14 protein-coding genes are annotated in these 15,299 nt (G+C 50.3%); 3 read left to right on the plus strand and 11 right to left on the minus strand.

The features are described 5' to 3' along the window. Positions 1-9: 9 nt before the first annotated feature. Genes IEW11_RS08630 through IEW11_RS08650 form a run of 5 tightly spaced genes read right to left on the minus strand, consistent with a single transcriptional unit; the run spans position 10 to position 6,366 of the window. Positions 10-2,055 (minus strand): dipeptide ABC transporter ATP-binding protein, encoded by a 2,046-nt coding sequence (locus IEW11_RS08630; RefSeq protein WP_188530669.1) that lies wholly within the window; start codon positions 2,053-2,055, stop codon positions 10-12. A 45-nt stretch (positions 2,056-2,100) separates the two neighbouring features. Continuing rightward, positions 2,101-2,991 carry an ABC transporter permease gene (locus IEW11_RS08635; RefSeq protein ID WP_188530670.1) on the minus strand — a complete coding sequence of 297 codons (891 nt, stop codon included), beginning with the start codon at positions 2,989-2,991 and terminating at the stop codon, positions 2,101-2,103. 35 nt (positions 2,992-3,026) lie between these two features. Further along, positions 3,027-3,974: an ABC transporter permease gene (locus IEW11_RS08640; RefSeq protein WP_188530671.1), complete on the minus strand. Its 948-nt coding sequence runs from the start codon at positions 3,972-3,974 to the stop codon at positions 3,027-3,029. A 21-nt stretch (positions 3,975-3,995) separates the two neighbouring features. Next, positions 3,996-5,603, minus strand: coding sequence for an ABC transporter substrate-binding protein (locus IEW11_RS08645; protein WP_188530672.1), 1,608 nt, complete (start codon positions 5,601-5,603; stop codon positions 3,996-3,998). A gap of 49 nt (positions 5,604-5,652) precedes the next feature. Next, on the minus strand, positions 5,653-6,366 hold the full coding sequence (locus IEW11_RS08650; RefSeq protein ID WP_188530673.1) for an isochorismatase family protein: 714 nt from the start codon (positions 6,364-6,366) through the stop codon (positions 5,653-5,655). A 227-nt stretch (positions 6,367-6,593) separates the two neighbouring features. Here IEW11_RS08650 and IEW11_RS08655 point away from each other — a divergent pair, with 227 nt between their 5' ends. Then, entirely contained in the window at positions 6,594-7,493 is a 900-nt protein-coding gene (locus tag IEW11_RS08655; protein WP_188530674.1) for a LysR family transcriptional regulator, read from the plus strand. 380 nt (positions 7,494-7,873) lie between these two features. Here the strand turns inward: IEW11_RS08655 and dgoD are convergent, their stop codons facing one another. Both dgoD and IEW11_RS08665 read right to left on the minus strand, forming a co-directional pair. Beyond that, entirely contained in the window at positions 7,874-9,022 is a 1,149-nt protein-coding gene (gene dgoD, locus IEW11_RS08660; RefSeq protein WP_188530675.1) for a galactonate dehydratase, read from the minus strand. A gap of 51 nt (positions 9,023-9,073) precedes the next feature. Beyond that, on the minus strand, positions 9,074-9,511 hold the full coding sequence (locus tag IEW11_RS08665) for a GNAT family N-acetyltransferase (protein WP_188530676.1): 438 nt from the start codon (positions 9,509-9,511) through the stop codon (positions 9,074-9,076). A gap of 173 nt (positions 9,512-9,684) precedes the next feature. On the opposite strand from IEW11_RS08665, the gene IEW11_RS08670 reads away from it, so the two are divergent. Continuing rightward, positions 9,685-9,891: a hypothetical protein gene (locus IEW11_RS08670; protein WP_188530677.1), complete on the plus strand. Its 207-nt coding sequence runs from the start codon at positions 9,685-9,687 to the stop codon at positions 9,889-9,891. 201 nt (positions 9,892-10,092) lie between these two features. On the opposite strand, the gene IEW11_RS08675 is transcribed toward IEW11_RS08670, so the two are convergent. After that, positions 10,093-10,440 (minus strand): hypothetical protein, encoded by a 348-nt coding sequence (locus tag IEW11_RS08675; RefSeq protein WP_373289314.1) that lies wholly within the window; start codon positions 10,438-10,440, stop codon positions 10,093-10,095. A gap of 169 nt (positions 10,441-10,609) precedes the next feature. On the opposite strand from IEW11_RS08675, the gene IEW11_RS08680 reads away from it, so the two are divergent. Further along, a complete protein-coding gene (locus IEW11_RS08680) occupies positions 10,610-11,116 on the plus strand; it encodes a hypothetical protein (RefSeq protein ID WP_188530678.1) in 507 nt (168 codons plus the stop codon). 42 nt (positions 11,117-11,158) lie between these two features. Here the strand turns inward: IEW11_RS08680 and IEW11_RS08685 are convergent, their stop codons facing one another. The 3 genes from IEW11_RS08685 to IEW11_RS08695 form a co-directional block, all read right to left on the minus strand. After that, positions 11,159-12,826, minus strand: coding sequence for an ABC transporter permease (locus tag IEW11_RS08685; RefSeq protein WP_188530679.1), 1,668 nt, complete (start codon positions 12,824-12,826; stop codon positions 11,159-11,161). 69 nt (positions 12,827-12,895) lie between these two features. Continuing rightward, a complete protein-coding gene (locus IEW11_RS08690) occupies positions 12,896-14,011 on the minus strand; it encodes an extracellular solute-binding protein (RefSeq protein ID WP_188530680.1) in 1,116 nt (371 codons plus the stop codon). Between the two features lie 119 nt (positions 14,012-14,130). Next, a complete protein-coding gene (locus IEW11_RS08695) occupies positions 14,131-15,192 on the minus strand; it encodes an ABC transporter ATP-binding protein (protein WP_188530681.1) in 1,062 nt (353 codons plus the stop codon). Positions 15,193-15,299: the final 107 nt, after the last annotated feature.

Below are 15,299 nucleotides of genomic sequence, written 5' to 3' on the forward strand. Positions count from 1 at the left end.
TCCTCCTTCTTAAGAAACCAAGAAACACGCAACTTTACGGGCATCTTCCATTTCGATTAATTCAGGCCTTTCCTCTTTGCAGCGATGTTCGGCTGCCGGACATCGGGTGCTGAAGCGGCACCCTTTCGGCGGATTCGCGGGACTCGGCAAGTCGCCGGACAGCAGCTCCACGTTCCGCTCAGCTTCCAGCTGCGGGTCGGGGATCGGCGCCGCAGACAGCAGCGCTTTCGTATACGGATGCCGGGGATTTCCAAAAATCGCCTGCGTCGGACCAAACTCCACGATCTTCCCGAGATACATCACCGCAATCGTGTCGGAGATATGCTTGACGATGGACAAATCATGGGAGATAAATACAACGCTGATTCCCAGCTTCTCGCGAAGCTCGGCCAGCAGATTAATCACCTGTGCGCGCACCGATACATCGAGCGCCGACGTCGGTTCGTCCGCGACGATAATCGAAGGGTTGAGCGCCAAGGCGCGGGCAATTCCAATCCGCTGACGCTGCCCTCCGCTCAGCTGATTCGGGTATCGGTCCAGATAGGAGACATCGAGGCCGACCGTAAGAATCAGCTCCCTGGCCCGTTTCCGCCTTTCTTCACCCGTTCCGACCTTCATCACCTGAAGCGGCTCGGTAATAATTTGCTCAATCGTGAGCTTCGGATTAAAGGAGGAGTAAGGATCCTGGAACACCATCTGCACTTTTCTGCGAAACTGCTTCAGCTCTTCCCCCTTCAGATGGGCGATATCCACGCCTTCTACAATAATGCTGCCGTCGCTGGGCTCATCGAGCCGCAGCAGCATCCTGGCCGTCGTGCTCTTGCCGCAGCCGGATTCCCCCACAAGGCCGAGCGTCTGGCCCGGCTGCAGCGAGAAATCCAGACCGTCAACCGCCCGGACGACTTTACCGTTCTTGCGGAAGAGCGAAGAGCGGGTTTTGTAATGCTTGGCAAGCGACTTGATCTCCAATACCGGCATGGCCGCATCCTGCGGTTCCTGATGCCGGAGAAAGCTGGCCTTAGGCGGCAAATGGAGGAGCTCCTCCGCTGTCGGCGCCGTTTCTTTCGCAATGCCGCTGAAAATTCCGTCCTCGATCCAGCATGCCGCCCGATGCGTCGGGGACCTGTCCGTAAGCGAAGGGATTTCCGTACGGCACATCGGCTGGGCCGCCGGACACCGCTGGGCGAACGAGCAGCCGACAACCGGCTGCCGCATATCCGGCGGAAAGCCGTCTATTTGCAGCAGTCTTTTAGCCCGGGGCCCTTTCATGCTCGGAATGGTTCTGAGGAGGCTTTGCGTGTACGGATGCTGCGGATTTGCATACAGCTCGCGAACCGTGCCGTATTCCACGATTCTCCCTGCATACATAACCGCCACCTTTTGCGCGAACCGTGCCACCAGCCCCAGATCATGGGTGATAAACAGCATCGCGCAGCCGGTATCCGCAGATAAGTTTTTTAACAGCTCCACAATTTGAGCCTGAATCGTGACATCAAGCGCCGTTGTCGGCTCATCGGCAATAATCAGCTTCGGGCTGCAGGAGAGCGCCATCGCAATCAGCACCCGCTGCCGCATGCCGCCGCTTAACTCGAAAGGATAATTGCGGATTCGCGTCTCGGGGTCGGGAATCCCGACCTGCCTTAACAGCTCGATCGCCCGCTGCACGGCTCCCCTGCGGTCGAGCTTCGTGTGGCGCCTGATCGTATGGACCAATTGCTCCTCAATGGTCATTACAGGATCAAGAGAGGTCATCGGATCCTGGAACACCGTACCGATTTCCCCGCCCCGGACTTCATTCAACTGCCGCTCGCTCATCTGCAGCAAATCCTTGTCTCCGAGCTTTACCGAGCCGGATACAATGCGTCCCGGATAGCTTATCAATTGCAGCAGGGACATCGCCATCGCGCTTTTCCCCGATCCGCTTTCGCCCACAATCGCCAGCCGTTCTCCCTTTTTCAGCTCGAATGAAACGCCGTTGACCGCGCGGACCGTTCCCTGCTCGGTGAAGAAATGCGTATGCAAATTATCGACGATAAGCAAGCTTTCTTTTTCCATCGGAATCTCCTCCTTGTGCCTTATTGCAGCTGCCATCTCGAATCTCTAACGCTTCGAACGCGGGTCCAGCACTTCGCGAATGCCGTCAGACAGCAGGTGCAGGCTGATTGCAATGGCAAAGATGACAAGGCCGGGCAATGTCGATATCCACCAGGCTTCCTGCAGGTACATTTGGCCTTCGCGGATAATATTGCCAAGGGAAGGCTCAGGCGGCGTGATGCCCAAGCCCAGAAAGCTTAAGCTCGCTTCCGTAAGAATCGCATTGGCTGCTGTTATACTCGCGGCGACAAGCATGGGCGCGAGGGTATTGGGTATGATATGCCGGAACAGCAGCCAATGCGTCGGAGCCGAAACCATGCGCGCCGCATCGATGAACGCGCCGGATTTGACGCTCAGCACCAGCGAGCGCTGCAGCCTTATGGCCCTGGGCAGGTCGGCAATCGAGATCGCGATAATGACCGGCAGCATCCCTGCACCGAAGATCGCCACCATGCCAATCGCCAGCAGGAGAGAGGGAAAAGACAGGAATATATCGACGATTCCCATGATGAAGCGATCCATCCGTCCCCCGAAAAAACCCGAAACCGAACCGATTAGCAGTCCCCCGCAGAGCGTGATGGTAGCGACGATGATGCCGACCATCATCGACGTCTGCATCCCGGAAACCGTGCGGCTGAAAATATCCCTGCCGAGCTTGTCGGTCCCAAACAGATTATCCGTGGAAGGCGGCTGCAGGCTCGCCGTAATATTGGATTTCAGCGGATCCTGAAGCGGCAGCACCGGAGCCAGGAAGGCAAAAGCAATCATCGGCAGCAGGATCAAGACCGCGACAAGGCCCTGCCTGTTTCTTAGAATTTTTTGTAAGGCCCTGAGTTTGGGCCGGGGCAGCGAAATTCCCTTGGAGGTTGTGATGGACCCATCCATCCCGTTTTGCATCGTTGTTCATCTCCTTTCCCATCCCTCTTGTAGGGTCAGAACTTGACTCTCGGGTCAAAATATTTATAGATCAGATCGGTCATCATGTTGACCAGGATAAACAGGAACGAGTAGACGAGAATGACGCTCTGCACCAAGGAATAATCCCGGCTGTTAATGCCTCCGATCAGCAGCGTTCCAATCCCCGGAATGGAGAAAATAAATTCGGTAATCACCGTACCGTTGAGCAGATTGCCAAAACCAAGGCCCGCAACGGTTATAATCGGCATCGCCGCATTCTTGAGGGCGTGGCGGAACACAACCAGCAGCTGAGGAGTACCGAACGCCCTTGCGGTGCGAATATAATCCTCGTTCAACACCTCCAGCACGGATGTCCGGGTAATTCTTGCAATCGTCGCAATCTGCCCGAGGGACAGTACAATCAGGGGAAGAGCAATCCGCTGCAGCAGGCCGACCGGATCACTGAAATCAATCGGGCCCGACGCCGGAAGCCATCCCAGCGACAGCGTGAAAACCAGCATCATCAGAAGCGCCATCCAGAAGGAAGGCATCAGGTCGACAAGCATCGCTATCCACGTCAAAACCTGATCGATCAGCTTCTTGCCCTTGTGTGCGCTGAATGCAGCGATCGTCCCCAGCGTAACGGCGATAAGACACGCGATAAGCACGGTCAGAAAAGCAATCATGAATGTGACCGGGAGAGCCTCCATGATCAGCTGACCGATCGGAAGCCCCGACACCATTGTCGTCCCAAAATCAAACTTCAGGATACCGAGCAAATAGTCCAGATATTGCTGCCAGACCGGCACGTCCAGTCCCATCCGCTCCCGCAGCGCGTCCACCGCCTCGCCGGACAAATTATCTCCGGCCATATAAGACGTAGAGTCGCCGGGAATGAGGCGGATGGCAAAGAACACCAGCGTGACAACGCCTAGTATCGTCGGTATGAGCTGTGCCGCCTTCTTGAGCAAATAGTCCGCCATCGCTACCCTCTCCCAACTTCATTACTTATTGATATCCACCTCGTAGAAATTCACCTGCGATAATGGATTCAGCGTTACATTCATGACGTAATCATAGCCGGGCCAGTATCCGTTCGCGGAATAGAGCGGAATATAAGGCAGTTCCGACATGGCGATGTGCTGAACCTCGGCGTACAGCTCCCTCCGTTTGTCCGGATCGATCTCGGCGCGGGCAGCCTCCAACTTCACAGTCAATTCCGGATTATTGTAGCGCGCCCCGTTGAGCCCTTTTGGCGCAATGTTATCCGGGTGGAGATAACTGAACAGAATCATATCCGGATTCACTGCAGGCAGCTGTCTTCCCGCCACCTCAAACTCGCCTTTATTCCGGATTTGGTTGTATACAGCCGCATCCACCAGCTCAAATTGAAGGTCAATGCCCACGGCCTTGAGGAATTCCTGCTCCAGTTGGTCGGAATCGGTCACCCCGTTGCTTGCGTTGAGATGCTGTGTGATTGTAAAACCATTTTCAAACCCGGCTTCTTTCAGAAGCTCCTTTGCCCGTTCAGGATTGTATTCATATCTCGGCACATTCTCCGTATAGACGTCCATCCACTTCGGCAGCAGGTTAAACGCCTCCGATTCCAGCAGCGGATTCGTCGCCTCGCTGATGCCCGTCCAGTCTACCGCATGCGCCCATGCCTGGCGGACCCTGATATCATCAAGCGGCTTGATGCTCGTGTTGAACATTTTGACATTGACTGCGCGGTCATACAGCGCGTTCATCTCGAAGCCGGCATCCTGCAGCCTTACCAGAGCCTCCTGCCGGTTAATCCGCATGACCAGATCGACTTCGCCGTTTTGCAGCGCGATCGCTGCCGTATCGTCGTCTTTAATGATACTGAAGATAATTTTCTCAATCGGCGCAGGCCCCCGGAAATATTCCTCGTGGCGGACCAGCACGATTTCAGAATTCACTTTCATGCTGTCGAACATATAGGGCCCTGTGCCGACCGGAGACCATTTGAACTGGTCGCCGAGTTCCTCCACCGCCTCCTTCTTCACAATCTGTCCCTGGTGGAAATTGGCGACGACGTGCAGGAAGTTGCTGTCCGGGTCCTTCAAACGAATGACAACGGTATAGTCATCCGGCGCTTCGAAGGATTCCACATTGTTGAATTCCGCCGCATAAGGCGAAGCGGTCGCCGAATCGAGAATTCGCTCGTAGCTGTACAGCACATCGGCCGAAGTAAATTCTCCGTAGCCCTTTTGCCATTGCACGCCCTGTCTCAGGTGAAAGGTCCAGGTCTTGTTATCCTCCGTCTCCCAGCTCTCAGCCAAATCCGGAATGATCTGTCCGCTCTCGGAATCGTAGGTGGTCAACCCGCTGAAAACATTAAAAGCGATATTCTCGTTCTCGATCCGGAATACGCTCGCCGGATCAAACCCGGAAGGATCGTCGTAAAATCTGACCTTCAGAACTTTACCCGCTTCCCCTCCGGCAGCGGGAGCCGCGTTTCCTTCGGAATCCGCACCGCTGGCGCCGGAGTTTGAACCTCCTCCGGTTTGAGAGCAAGCGGTAAACATCATGGCAATACCAATCATCAAGATGAATAATGCGGCAGTATGCTTTCTGTTGATATGCGTCATTTCGTGGTAGGCCCCTTTCGGTGAGATCTCTCTATTCTATTGCTGCAACTTAGGAGGAAACAGACTGCTTAAAGTTTGACCCTACCTTCTCGAAGTAGGCAATCGCCTCCGGAAGGTGAATGACATCGGCATACTTCTGATGCATGTCGAACAAATTGACATGGTGTGACATCTGCGTCCGGTCGAAGCAGCATTCCGCAACGACGCCCATGTTGTAACGGTAAGTCGTACCGTCCACAACCGTCGCTCTCACGCAGCCGCTCGTCGATTCGCCGCAGGCGATGATCGTATCAACCCCCAGCTTGCGCAGCATGAACGGAAGGACCGTCCCTTGAAAAGCGCTGGGCGCCGCTTTATGAATGATCATCTCCCCTTCAATCGGCGCGACCTCCTCGACAATCTCGCTGGCCCTGTCCTTCAGCCCCTCCGGCAGGCTCATACGCTTGCCCATTTTCCGACCCCAGCCGATAATGCCATTCTTATCGAGCTTCGTCACATGGATAACGGGAATACTATGCTTCCTTGCCGCCGCCAGCAGCTCGACCGTCCGGTCAACCGCCTCCCAGCCCTCCAGCCCCATCCCGCCGGGAATAGTTTTGATTTGCTCCAGGAGCGGCTCACGCTTAAATCCAAGCACGCCGTAATAGATATCGATCAGCACCAGAGCGGGCTTTTCCCCGAAGCCGAAATTTTCCTTCTTCCCCCACATCTCGTCATGCGCCTTATCCTGCTCCGTCATAAACCTTTCCCATTCCCAAGCCATCGTCCACTCATCTCCTTTTTCATTTAGTTCTTTGCCCTCGGTTTTTAATGTTATATAATATTACATACAAACTCCATATCGCTGTTGTAAGTTAATATTATGTCAGTTCATATAACGTGTAAATGAGCAGAAATGAATGTTATGATTCATAAAATGAATGAAAGCGATATTACATGGGCAAATTCAACTAAAACCTAACTAGAACATAACACAAGAAAGGAATCCCTATGAACCTGGAGCAAATTAAAACCTTTATTTCCGTCCATCAACTGGGAAGCTTCCAGAAAGCAGCGGAGCAGCTATATTTGCCACAGCCGACAGTATCGCACCGCATTCATCAATTGGAGAAAAATTTGGGAAAGCGATTGATTGAGCGAAGAAAAGGGGAAAATCGGCTTACCTTGGAAGGCAAAGCCTTCGTGCCTTATGCGTTAAAAATTATCGAAGCGATCGACCAAGGCCAGGTCGCGGTAGAGAAAGTCGCCTTGGGGGGAAGATCCAAGCTGGAAATTTGCTGTACGAATTCACTCAGCGCTTATGTTTTAACAGATCTGCTGAAAAGCTTTATCGATAAATTCCCTCAAATCCACATCAAGGTCCAATCCTTCTCCACGCTGGAGGTCATTCATCATGTCAAAATGGGCAGCTGCCGGATCGGACTATCCCGTTATTCCATAGAAGACAGCAGCTTAACCTTCCGTTTGATCAATAATGAGCATATTTATTTCATCGTCTCCAGCAAGCACCCCTTGGCCCGGAAAAGCTCCATTTCATTGCGAGAAGTGGCCAAGCAGCCCCTGATTCTTTATCAAAAAGGAACGCAGTACCGGGAGACGATCGAATTCACGTTCAACCGGATGAACATCCCTTATCACATCCATTATGAAATGAACAATTTGGAGCTGATCAAGCAGCTGGTGACGGGAAACTACGGAGCGACCTTGTTCGCGCCTTCCTATATGGGAGAGGAATTGAAGAGCGGCTCACTGGTTAAAATTCCGATCAGAAACAACCCGTTTCCCATGCGCCCGACCTTTATCGTGTGCGATAAAGAGAAGCTCAGCGCCGAGGACAAGCTGTTCTATGACCATGTCATTGCGGCTTTAGCCGTGAACCTGCCCTCTTAAGCACACAGGAATAAAATCGCCTTTCGGGTGACGGGCTCCATCGTCTCCGCCAAGGTTTGCTTAACGGTTGCCACAGCGCCTATCTTGTTCTAAATCGCGTATTTTTTGTTGTAACGGTTGGTAGCACCACTATCTCATGTTTTTCCATCTGTATTCGTGAATTTTACGTCCCCTAAGCTCCATGGCAACCGTTAAGCCTGGGGAAACGATTATTTTGAGCTTAATAGGCGCTGTGGCAACCGCTAGATCCTGCTTCTTCACGAAGAAAAAAGCCCGCCTCGGCACAATCCGCCAAAAACAGACTTTTAAACACAACGACAGCGGAACATAACATCAAGCAGTACCTTGTCATATTCCACCATCATATATAAAATCTTCGATTACCATTCTGCTACGGTGCCATCCTCTTGGCGCCAGACGGGGTTCCTCCATTGATGACCAATGGCGGCCGCTGCGCGCACCTTCTCTTCGTCCACATCGATACCTAGGCCGGGACCAGTCAGATTGTTCACAAAGCCATCCTTATATTCAAAGACGCCGGGGTCCTTCAAATAATCCAGCAGATCGCTGCCTTTATTATAATGTATGCCTAGGCTTTGCTCCTGGATGAACGCATTCGGCGAGCAGGTATCCAGCTGCAGGCATGCCGCCAGCGCGATCGGTCCGAGCGGACAATGCGGGGCAATTGCCACATCGTAGGCTTCGGCCATGGCCGCAATTTTCCGGGTCTCCAGAATGCCGCCGGCATGAGAGAGATCCGGCTGGATAATATCTACGATGCCTTGCGCAAGAAGCTCCTTGAAGCCCCAGCGCGTATACATTCTCTCACCCGTGGCGATCGGGCAGGATGTATGGCGGGCAATTTCCTTCAACGCCTCATTATTCTCGGGAAGCACCGGCTCCTCAATAAACATTGGCTTGTACGGTTCCAACTCCTTTACAAGCACCTTCGCCATCGACTTATGGACACGCCCGTGAAAATCGATGCCGATCCCAATCCCCTTGCCGACCGCTTCGCGCACCGCTGCGATACGGGCGATTGCCGCATCGACCTTTTCGATGGAATCAATATAGTGAAGCTCCTCCGTCGCATTCATTTTCAAGGCGGTGAAACCGTTCTCAACTTGAAGTTTGGCCGCCAGGCCTACATCGACCGGACGGTCGCCTCCAATCCATGAATAGACGCGCGTCTTGTCCCGGCAGGCCCCGCCAAGCAGATCATAAATCGGCGCGTTATAAAACTTGCCTTTGATATCCCACAGCGCTTGTTCAATGCCGGATATGGCGCTGGAGAGGATCGGCCCGCCGCGGTAAAAGCCGCCGCGGTACAGTACCTGGAAAATATCCTCAATCCGCATCGGGTCCTTTCCGATCAGGTAATCCCCCATTTCCGTTACCGCAGCGTGAACCGTATCCGCCTTGCCTTCCACGATCGGTTCTCCCCAGCCGCTGATCCCCTCGTCCGTCTCCACCTTAAGAAACAGCCACCTGGGCGGTACTTTGAACAGTTCCAGCTTCTTGATTTTCATAAATCCACTCTCCCTTTATGTAGATTCAGTTCACTTCTATACGAAAAATGCTTAATCCTGCAACGGTGCAAGCTCCTTTTCCATCGATACGTGCGGTATTCCCTCTTCCATGAACACATCCGATTTTACCCGGTAGCCAAGTTTTTCATAAAAGCTCTGCGCGTGGGTCTGCGCGTGCAGCTTCGCTTTCCGAAGGCCTTTTGTCTGAGCCAGCGATTCCAAAGACGCCATAATTTCTTTTCCTAAGCCGAATTTCCGATACGAGGCCAGAATGCAGATGCGTTCCATCTTGGCTGCACCGTCTGCGATTCTCAGCCTTCCCGTCCCGATAGGCTGTTCTTCATGATAGACCAGAATATGGTCACACACCGTTTCATATTCGTCAAATTCATTTTCTGCCGGCACCCCCTGCTCTTCCACAAATACTTCGCGGCGTATCCGGTAAACAGCCTCTAATTGTTCTTCATTGGTTACAAGTATGTAAGACATGATCATCGCTCTCCCGTAGTCTTTTCCCTAAATATACCTCAATTTTAATAGATCCATAAAGGTATTTCCTGTCTATCCTATGTTGTAAGTTTTGGAATACCATTAAAAAATACTCAGTTACCTGCACCTTCTTTTCGGGTAATCACAGGCATAACCGAAAGGAGAGGTTTAAAATGCGCGAGCCAGATCAAACGCCAAATGAAATTCCGGATATTAGCCGTGACAACAAACCGGAAATTACGCCGCCTCCTTCACCTAAGATTGATCCGGAGCGTCCAGACCCGGAAATCATTCCTGAACCGATTCCAGAAATCATGCCTGACCCTACACCGGAAATTCAACCCAAGATACCTCCGGAAATTACACCACATCAGGAATAAAGCTTAAAATGAAACTGTATCCCATATGGAGTACAGCATAAAAAACTATGTCCGTTGTAGACATCGTCTTGAACTTGTCGATAAACCCCATGAAAGGAATGGAGGGACACCCCTCCCCCTATTCGTTCTCACTTATCATATTAAGGGCTTTATCGACGGTCTAAGACTATGTCCCGAATAACGGACATAGTCTTTTCCTGTTTATATTTTATCTACTTGAAGCAATGTTACTTTTTTGACCGTGAACGTGTCTTTTATGGTATCGTCCGTAATGATATTTAAATGAATTAGACTTGCAACTTTAGCAGGATCAGCCTTGGAGAGCATACGCCACACGGCAGGATCAGGCAGCACGCTATAGAGCTTATTGTCATCGAATTCTTTTCTTTCCTGGGAAATAATTTTGACCTTGTATCCGCCGAGCTCCTGTTCTGCCACCTTCTGATCGGCACATAGGGATAAAATCTCACTTCGCAGGCTGCTTAATTCCTGCTCGATCTCTTTTTGCTGCTTCTTAAGCTTATAGTATCGTTTGATCTTCTTGTCCACCTTGATCACCCTCCTAACGATACTGCATATATATGTTAGTTAAGGACGATATAGTTCAACAGAGAAGATGCAATTTACTCGAGCAGCGGCAGGCTTACAGAAGCAAGGAGGTGTTTGGACATCATGAAACTCTTATTGGTTGGACCGGGAAAAATGGCGATTCCAAACGATGGATGGGGCGCTATCGAGATCGTCGCTGGCGGCTCAACCATGGAATTATGATTATGTACATCTTCATTTTGATGCCTATGCTTCGATGTGGGCCAAGCTTGCAGAAGATTACAGATTCGAGCTGATCGTAACCTCCCATCACTCCTATGTTGCAGCGTCTGAACATTGGAATGCTGATTACCGGCATATTATCCGTTCACTTTCAAAGATTAAATACCATCTGGTGCTTAGTCCAAAAATCAAAGAAATTTATAAAAATGCCGGTTTTACTGGGAAGGTAGCTGTACTGCCCATCACTATTGCTTCTCAGGCCTGCCGGGATAACCAGCAGTTCAGAAGTCAAATTAGAAGCTACGCCAAACAGCAATTTGACTGGAACATCATCGCGGAGCGGTATATTAAGCTATTAAAAAAACGGAAAGAAGGCTTGGGATGCCACCTCTCGGTAAAAGTGCTATTAGCCTCTATTAAGCTATTCGAAAATCATAGTGATCACCTAAATTAACGAGGCCAACTCTCACAGCATGAGAATCGGCCTATGACCATGTTATTTATTAAGCATCCAGCGTAGCGGCAGGGTAGCTACCAAGATGACCAACAGAGCAGCTGGCGCTGCCAGATGATATACTGCCTCCCCCGCTTCCACCCAAATCCGGACAGACAGCGTATCAAAACCCGGGGGACGCAGCAGCAGGGTTGCCGGCAGCTCCTTCATCGAGCTTACGAACACCAATGCTCCTCCAGCCAGAACGCCGGGCATAATTAACGGAAGCGTTATTTTGAATAGAATCTTTAATGAAGAATGCCCCAAGCTTCGGGCCGCTTCATCAATCCTCGGCGAGATGAGATTTAGCGAGGCCTCTCCCGATTGCATCGCCTGCGGAAGAAACCGGACGATATAAGCGATCGCAATGAGGATAAACGAGCCGTATAACAGCTGAATATAATTGTTAAAGATAAAAATAATGCCAAGCGCAACAATGATACCCGGCAGTGCGTAACCGGAATAGGCCAGGCGGTCGATCATCCTGGTGAAAACAGAACGGTACCTGCTCTTCAAATAAATCAACGGAAGCGCAAGCAGCATACTGAACAAGGAGGCCAGACCGCATACCAGAATGCTATTCCACGTATACTGCCAAAACTTCGAATTGATTGCCCCCATGGAAATCCCAATGGATGACCAGTATACAAGCACGATGACCGGAAGCACAACAGACAAGACAAACACGGCCAGTACAATCCCCATGACCAGCGTCTTCCATCGGCCAAGCTTTATGAGTTCAGGCGGTTTATAGGAATTCGACGTTTGATGGACGGTACGTTTGCGTGTTGATGCTTCAATCCACAGCACGACAATCGTGATTAGGATCAGTACCATGCTCAGCACGGTAGCCGCGACACTATCGAAGCTCCCCATCTGGTAATAGATAGCCGACGTAAAGGTCATATACCGCAGCATGCTGATTGCCCCAAAGTCAGATAACACATAGAGTGCAATGAGAATCGCTCCGGCACCGATTGCCGGACGAAGAAAGGGCAGGCTGATCTTCCAAAAGATACTTTGCATGCTGTACCCTTGCGAGCGTGCCGCATCCTCAAAGTTACGGTTCATCTTTCTTAAAGACGCGCTTGCAATTAAAAACACATACGGGTAGGTAAACATCGTTAGGACGAAAACCAGTCCCCAAAATGAATAGATATTAATGGGATAATTCTCGAATATCGACTGCAGCCATGGCTGGGATCCCCATACATCCCACAACCAGCCCCGCGGCCCCAGAATGATGATATACGTCATGGCTCCAACATAAGGAGGAATAACAAGCGGCAGAGCAAGAAGCCACTGCCATGTTTTCCCGCCCGGCAGATCGCAGCGGTTCACGAACCAGGCAAGGGCAACGCCCATTGTCACAGCCAGCGCAGTCACGACGAACGTCAGGCTTAATGTATTCCACAATAGCCCTGGTATTCTCGTATCCAGCAGCTTTAGCCACCGCTCACTGCCCGCAAATAATGACCTCCATATGACATAAATAATCGGCACGGACATCACTAATGCCGTGATGCTTGCAATCGTTAACAAAACATAGTCCGGAGGATGGCCGTTCCACAATTTGTTCCACTTTACGCTGCAGTAATGGAAGAAGGTCCGGAACCATGGTTTCCGAACCTTCGATGTATGTTGTTTTTGAAGGGACTGTTTATTATTCATATAAGTAAACTCCGACGGGCTCATAAGGTTGATATGAAAACATAGAACAATCTCATCATAGATGAACTTTTATTTTATTTCAAGGTCAAGGCCCGCTTTTTCAATCAATTCTTTCGTATCGAGCCATACTTCACCCAGTTTGTTAAGCGGCATGCTCATCGTTTTGTAGTCGCTGATTCTTTTTGCTTCCTCTGTTGTTTGGATCTCCGGATTCAGCGGAACTTCCTTGGAAGCGAAGGAAAATTCTTTTTGGTTCTCTGGAAGCAGGATCCACTCCAGGAAATGCTGGGCATTGCTTTCATTCGGCGCTCCTTTAATTAAGGCAACACCGGCTGCGTTAACAAACACACCCATTTCGTCCTCGCCTTGATCCGGATACAGGGCTCCAACATTGTTATCCGATGGCTCATTTAACTGCTGATGATAGTAGTAGTTGTTAACAAGTCCGAATTTGTACTCGCCGGCGCCTACTGCTTTGCGAATGTCGCCGTGTCCATCTGTGATTGCTCCAGCATTATCCTTCACTTTTGTGAGCCACTCCGTAGTTTTCTCATCTCCCCACTCATTGCGAAGCGCGGATACATGAGCGACCATCGAACCATTACCGCCCCGGGTAATCATGAATTGGTCTTTCCATTTCTCATCCGTCAGCTCCCAGATTGTCTGAGGAAGCTCTTCTTCTGTAATCAAGTCCTTGTTGTAGATCAGTACTCTCGATCTGGCCGATAAGCCAAACCAGGAGTTATCTTCAGCCCGGTACAACGGATCAATGGATTCGATTCCTTCAGGCTCACTGCCTTGCAGCAATCCTTGCAGGCGCAGGTGCTCCATCGAACCAACATCATTTGAAATGAGAACATCGGCTTGCGTGTTATTGCCTTCTTCAATAATTTTATTGACTACTGCATCTCCGGCATGCAGTGCTTTTACAGTAATTCCTGTCTCATCTTGAAACTTTTGAAGCAGGGCATCAACAAACTTTTCGTTTCTTGCAGAGTATACAACTAATTCCCCTGATAGCGGTTCTTCAACAGCTGCTTCACCATTTGTATTCTCTTGCGGTGTCGGCTCAGCTGCTCCCCCTTGATTTACCTCATTGTTCGTGCTTCCCGCGCTGCCGCATGCCGCTGCAAAAACCATTACAAAGCAAAGCATGAGCATAAGTACAATATTTCTCGTTTTCATTTCTGGTAATTCCCTCCTTTATATTTTAGACAATCTTTATTATATTGATAGTGATAATCGTTGTCAATAGGATGATAATGATAATCCTTTTCAATTATGACAAAAAAATAAAAGCCGTATTATACGGCTTCGACAAGCGCTACGAGTTCAGGCGTAATATCAAAATATACCGTATCCCCTACCTGGAGATTCTCCTCTACCTGGGCATGAATGACCATAAGCTGGTCATTGTTCTCCTGCGTATTTAACCGGACAAGCACTTCTTGGTACTCTCCGCAATAGGTAATCCCCTCAACGGAACCATTGAACTTTCCATCGCTCTTAATACGGCAGCCTTCAGGACGGATCGAGAGCATGACCTGATCCTCCTGCTGTGTCGTATGTACAGGTAAGCAAATCTTTCCGATTCCTGTAAATACATGTTTTAAATCCGCATCCAGCTTCCCGGTCAGGAGGTTCGTTTTGCCTAGAAATTCGGCGACAAAACAATTTTTCGGACAACGGTACAAGCTTCTCGGTTCAGCAATTTGCTGGATTTCACCGGCATTCATGACGACAACCCGGTCAGATACCGCGAATGCGTCTTTCTGGTCATGCGTAACCAAAATCGCCGTCATCTTCGCACGATACAGAATTTGTTTCAATTCAAACCGCATTCTTTCCCTCAGCTTAACATCTAAATTGCTAAATGGCTCATCCAAAAGTATAAGTCTCGGATTAGGGGCCATGGCTCTTGCCAGCGCGACACGCTGCTGCTGCCCGCCGGAAAGCTCATGAGGATACCGGTCTGCAAAGTCGAGCAATCCGACGATCTCAAGCACCTCTTCAGCGCGCATTTTCTTTTCTTTGCCACCCCATTTATGTAAACCGAACATGACGTTTTTAATGACACTCAAATGTGGGAACAAAGCATAATCCTGAAACACCATGCCGATTCCTCTTTTTTCGGGCGGCAGTGAAAAATGATTGTCGCAGATCAGTTCGTTTTCAATCGTGATTTTACCGGAACTCGGTCTCTCAAACCCGGCAATCATCCGCAGCGTCGTTGTTTTTCCACAGCCGCTGGGACCCAGAAAGGATACGATTTCCCCTTTATTCATTTCAAGCTCAAACTTCATGACTGCCGGCTTGCTGCCATCATGAAATTGCTTTGTGATATCATGCATCTGTAGATAGCTCATTGCTCCTCCTCAACCCTGGTTACAATGAAAATGATTATCATTATTTATTAATTCAAGTATACGGAATCAGGGTTGCGGAGTCAATGCAATATCGTGACTCAATTAGG

Origin of the sequence: Paenibacillus abyssi, assembly GCF_014640295.1 — a bacterium.
Lineage (GTDB): Bacteria > Bacillota > Bacilli > Paenibacillales > Paenibacillaceae > Paenibacillus_D > Paenibacillus_D abyssi.

Excerpts from the sequence above, each read along its gene's own strand:
- IEW11_RS08665 (WP_188530676.1), bottom strand. The coding sequence starts at position 9,511 with ATGTCTTACATACTTGTAACCAATGAAGAACAATTAGAGGCTGTTTAC.
- IEW11_RS08690 (WP_188530680.1), bottom strand. The coding sequence starts at position 14,011 with ATGAAAACGAGAAATATTGTACTTATGCTCATGCTTTGCTTTGTAATG.
- IEW11_RS08655 (WP_188530674.1), top strand. The coding sequence starts at position 6,594 with ATGAACCTGGAGCAAATTAAAACCTTTATTTCCGTCCATCAACTGGGA.
- IEW11_RS08680 (WP_188530678.1), top strand. The coding sequence starts at position 10,610 with ATGGATGGGGCGCTATCGAGATCGTCGCTGGCGGCTCAACCATGGAAT.
- IEW11_RS08630 (WP_188530669.1), bottom strand. The coding sequence starts at position 2,055 with ATGGAAAAAGAAAGCTTGCTTATCGTCGATAATTTGCATACGCATTTC.
- IEW11_RS08640 (WP_188530671.1), bottom strand. The coding sequence starts at position 3,974 with ATGGCGGACTATTTGCTCAAGAAGGCGGCACAGCTCATACCGACGATA.
- IEW11_RS08650 (WP_188530673.1), bottom strand. The coding sequence starts at position 6,366 with ATGGCTTGGGAATGGGAAAGGTTTATGACGGAGCAGGATAAGGCGCAT.
- dgoD (WP_188530675.1), bottom strand. The coding sequence starts at position 9,022 with ATGAAAATCAAGAAGCTGGAACTGTTCAAAGTACCGCCCAGGTGGCTG.
- IEW11_RS08645 (WP_188530672.1), bottom strand. The coding sequence starts at position 5,603 with ATGACGCATATCAACAGAAAGCATACTGCCGCATTATTCATCTTGATG.
- IEW11_RS08695 (WP_188530681.1), bottom strand. The coding sequence starts at position 15,192 with ATGAGCTATCTACAGATGCATGATATCACAAAGCAATTTCATGATGGC.
- IEW11_RS08670 (WP_188530677.1), top strand. The coding sequence starts at position 9,685 with ATGCGCGAGCCAGATCAAACGCCAAATGAAATTCCGGATATTAGCCGT.
- IEW11_RS08635 (WP_188530670.1), bottom strand. The coding sequence starts at position 2,991 with ATGCAAAACGGGATGGATGGGTCCATCACAACCTCCAAGGGAATTTCG.
- IEW11_RS08685 (WP_188530679.1), bottom strand. The coding sequence starts at position 12,826 with ATGAATAATAAACAGTCCCTTCAAAAACAACATACATCGAAGGTTCGG.